Below are 238 nucleotides of genomic sequence, written 5' to 3'. Positions count from 1 at the left end.
CTGATTAACTTACTGCAACATGAAGTCTTCCAGCGACTGGCCGGTCAGCTTACTTATCTGACGGAACATATAGATAATAGCGCCAAACAGCATCACCATACTGGGCAGCACGATGACCGGGTAACTTAACCAGGTCATTCTGCCCAGTTCTTCGGCATAAGCTGTAGTACCCGGTGGGCTAACCACAATGGCTTTGGCCACTATATAGTTCAGCGCAGATGACAGGAAAAATGATGCG

1 pseudogene is annotated in these 238 nt (G+C 48.3%); it reads right to left on the bottom strand.

The window, feature by feature from the left end:
• Positions 1-9: 9 nt before the first annotated feature.
• Positions 10-238, bottom strand: a pseudogene (locus R0J87_RS24490) (VC0807 family protein); the annotation flags it as partial.

The sequence above is a fragment of the Halomonas sp. SIMBA_159 genome, assembly GCF_046536035.1.
GTDB classification, from domain to species: domain Bacteria; phylum Pseudomonadota; class Gammaproteobacteria; order Pseudomonadales; family Halomonadaceae; genus Vreelandella; species Vreelandella venusta_A.
This window is presented reverse-complemented; position numbering and strand designations above follow the sequence as displayed.